The organism is Rhodovulum visakhapatnamense (assembly GCF_004365965.1).
Taxonomy (GTDB): domain Bacteria; phylum Pseudomonadota; class Alphaproteobacteria; order Rhodobacterales; family Rhodobacteraceae; genus Rhodovulum; species Rhodovulum visakhapatnamense.
On sequence record NZ_SOEB01000062.1, the window covers coordinates 1 to 3903 of the forward strand.

The 3903-nt window shown below is 54.9% G+C and carries 1 protein-coding gene and 1 pseudogene; both read left to right on the forward strand.

Annotated elements, in window-relative coordinates; genetic code table 11:
• Positions 1–175: 175 nt before the first annotated feature.
• A pseudogene (locus tag EV657_RS21145) lies at positions 176–1257 on the forward strand (IS481 family transposase).
• Positions 1258–1793: 536 nt separating this feature from the next.
• Positions 1794–3743: an acyltransferase family protein gene (locus EV657_RS21150; RefSeq protein ID WP_134079827.1), complete on the forward strand. Its 1950-nt coding sequence runs from the start codon at positions 1794–1796 to the stop codon at positions 3741–3743.
• Positions 3744–3903 lie beyond the last annotated feature (160 nt).

Below are 3903 nucleotides of genomic sequence, written 5' to 3' on the forward strand. Positions count from 1 at the left end.
GCTACGACAGATGCGCGAAGACCTTCCTCTCCGCTATCGCCCTCGCCGCAACCGTCATCTTCTGGCTTTGAGGATTAATGAGTCGGGAGCCTAGAGTCAGGACTCACAACCAATAGATGGCGGTCTGTCCACTTAACCTTCTTTCCATGCTATTTTGGGAAAGGAGGACCCGGCCATGGATGGAACACCGAAAGCGACGAAACCCAAGGGGCGTGACGCGAAGACCAAGATCGCGCAAACCCGCATGAGCGTTCCGGAACTGGCGAAAGAACTCGGCAACGTGGCCGAGGCCTGTCGCCAGCGCGGCATGGACCGCACCAGCTTCTACGAGTGGAAACGTCGGTTTCAGACCCACGGCTTCGAGGGACTGAAGGACCTGCCGCCGATCCACAAGACCCACCCTCAAACGACCCCGCCGGAGACGGTCGAGCGCATCAAGGCGCTGGCGCTCGAACATCCGGCCTATGGCTGCAACCGCTTCGAGGCGATGCTGGCGCTCGAGGGCGTGCGGGTCTCCTCGATCACCATCCAGAAGATCCTGAACGGTCGCCAGCGTGGCGCCACCGGTTCGAGCCCGCTGGCGTCGGCCTGGGCACGCGCTACGACCGCTGGCTGGCGCTCGAGGAAACCCATGCGGGCCAGACCATCGAGATCACCGCCGAGCAGGCCGCCTTCCTCGAGAAGCAGAACCCATGCTTCCGGGAAAGGCATGTTGAATCAGGCGCTCCCGGCGAGCTGCTCTCGGCCGACACCTTCTTCGTCGGCTCGTTGAAGGAGATCGGCAAGGTCTATCTGCACGCGGTCGTCGACACCTTCGGCAGCTACGCCTTCGGCTTCCTGCATGTCTCCAAGCAGCCCGAGGCGGCGGTGGCGGTCCTGCACAACGACGTGCTGCCCTTCTACCGCACCCTGGACCTGCCGGTGAAAGCGGTGCTGACCGATAACGGCCGCGAATTCTGCGGCACCGAAAAGCACCCCTACGAGCTCTATCTCGAGCTCAACGCCATCGAGCACCGCCGCACCAGAGTCCGCACGCCGAAAACCAACGGCTTCGTCGAGCGGTTCAACGGCACGGTTCTGGAGGAGTTCTTCCGCGTAAAAATGCGCGAGACCTTCTACGAGACCGTCGAGGCCCTCCAGGCCGATCTCGACGCCTGGCTCGTCCACTATAACACCGAGCGCCCGCATCTGGGCTACCGCAACATGGGGAGACGGCCCATCGAAACCGTCATGTCATTCGTTAGCCAAGAAGGTTAAGTAGACACCTATAGGTTTTCCGGGGATCTCCTGTTGATCAAACAATCCTTGACTTGTATGGTCGCGCAAATTTCGGCAACGTGAGGTCACTTATCGGCTAAAATGACATAGGGATACGCTATATGACGCGCTTGCCAGAAAGTTCAAGTGAAGAGGCAATTAGATCCAAGCCTAATGGGCTACCCATGAATCTTAAGGCGCTCTCATCGCGAAAACGCCGAAGGCTGCGCACATCATGCATATCATTGTTGCGCGGGTTGGAGAATACGATGCAGTGATTGTCGGCTAAAGGCTCCCAATGAAGCTTGCACACACCGCACGGTGCGGAGTGCATTGGCGATACGGGCTGCAGAGATCATCCGCTGGATCACGTTCCGCCGCGACACCCGCCAATTTCAAATTGGCGCGTGACCCTGCATAGCCGTCTTTCAACCACAGCTTAAAACGCGATCTGATAGTGGGATATCCTGTAGCAAAACACGCTGATCGCCGGGCATGAACTAAATTCATTCAAGAAAACGGCACGAAGAATATTAATGAGGTATCGTCCCGATATTGACGGCTTGCGTGCCCTAGCGGTACTACCTGTGATTCTTTATCACGCTGACATACCACTATTTGGCGGTGGCTTCGTCGGTGTCGATGTGTTTTTCGTTGTGTCAGGATTTTTAATCACCGGCATCCTGATATCCGAACTCGACGAGGGCCGCTTCTCCATATTACGTTTCTACGAACGGCGTTCGCGGCGCATCCTGCCCGCATTGTTCGCAATGATGATCGTCTCTCTCCCCTTTGCCTTGGCGCTGATGCTGCCGTCACAATTGAAACTTTTTGGGCAGAGTTTTTTTGCGATCGTGGTGTTCGCATCGAATATTCTGTTTTGGAAAAAGGTCGATTATTTTGCTGCCCCTGCTGAGGAAAGCCCGCTGCTGCACACGTGGAGCCTGGCGGTGGAAGAGCAGTTCTACGTCATTTTCCCGATCCTTCTGTGGCTTTTATGGAAACTTGGGCGGAGATATCTGATTGGTCTGATCATCGTATTGTCCATAATAAGTCTTGGCCTTGCGGAATGGGCGTCGTCCCGTTTTCCGGGGCCGAACTTCTATCTACTGCCAACGCGAGCTTGGGAATTGGGCGTGGGCGCGATGGCCGCTTTTTGGATTCGTCGCCCAAGTCATCTTGCTCGACCCGGCTTGTCGCTTTTTGGGGTCGCGATGATCTTGGCGGCAATTTTTCTATATAGTGACGAAACGCCTTTTCCATCGTTTTACACTTTGCTACCGGTTTTGGGTGCGGCGCTGGTCGTTTTATATGGCGCAAATTCTGTTGAGAACCCGCCTACCAAGGGGGAAACCCGTCATGACAACCTAGCAGCGCACATCCTTTGCAACCAGCCGATGGTATTTGTCGGACTTATCAGCTATTCGGCATATCTTTGGCACCAGCCGATCTTTGCCTTCGCGCGACTGTCGCGTTTGACTCCACCACCGATGGGGATGATGGCGGGATTGGCCCTATTGTCTCTGCTCATCGCCTGGCTGAGTTGGCGTTTTGTTGAACAGCCCTTCCGTCGTCCTGAACGCCGCTGGTTGTCAGGCAGGCAGAGTATCTTTGCAGGATCCGCAATAGGAATGGCAGCCTTTGCTGCGATCGGCTATGTATTCGTCTCGTTTAATGGATTTGAGGCACGGTGGCGTGCCAACCATCAGGATCAACCGGCTCTCCTAGCGGGTCTAGACTACCATAACTCGCGAAACATGTATGATCAATTCGTGTCTGGAGGTTGCTTCTTTTCAGGCGGTAGCGCGTCGGTGCCAAAGTCTTTTGAACACTGTTTCAACCTCGATCCCGAGCGGATTAATTATGTTCTGATCGGCGACAGTTTTGCCGCGCAATACGCGAAGGCCCTCGAGGAACATTATTCATCGGCGCATCTCGTACAGCTCACTATTTCAGGATGCCGGCCAATCTGGAACGGCCAAGGTCTGGGCATGTGTACTGATTTGTACAAAACCCGGATCAAGCGCTTCATCGAGGACAATGCGGAGCAGCTTGGCGGTATCATTATAGCGGCCCATTGGCGATCAATCGAGTTGCACGACCTCGAGCATACGATCAACTGGCTTCACGGGCTTGGCCTGAAGACAGCTATAGTAGGACCCGGTCCAGATTATGGCAGTGCTCTTCCAGAAATCCTGATCAAAGCTTCCGATCATGAATCACTTTCGAGTACAAATCGATTTTCAGCACCCGAACGGTGGCGCGTGCAGGAAGAATATCGTGGCATGGCTGAAAGGACAGGAGCCAGATTCCTACCGATCATGGATTATCTATGCACCCCCGATGGCGCATGCCAGAATTTTACTTCGGACGGAGATCTGATAATTTTCGACTATGGCCACTTGACGCTGTCTGGGACGCGGGATTTGATCAAAGCGCACTTCCCTGCGACTTTGGTAGATATGTTCTCCTCGGCAAGCAGATAGAATATGCGCCCACTATCCGCCAAAAGGTTCGCCATCGACCGCAGCACTTGGTAATCCTCCCTGTTTTGGCCCAACAGGCCCGAGCGTGCATATATGGACATTTTAGAGAATATAACATGAACGAACTGTCTGTTGACCGGACAGCTTGAAGACGGGAGGC

What these genes read in the sequence shown, in the direction of transcription:
- EV657_RS21150 (WP_134079827.1), top strand. Translation starts at nt 1,794, where the DNA reads ATGAGGTATCGTCCCGATATTGACGGCTTGCGTGCCCTAGCGGTACTA.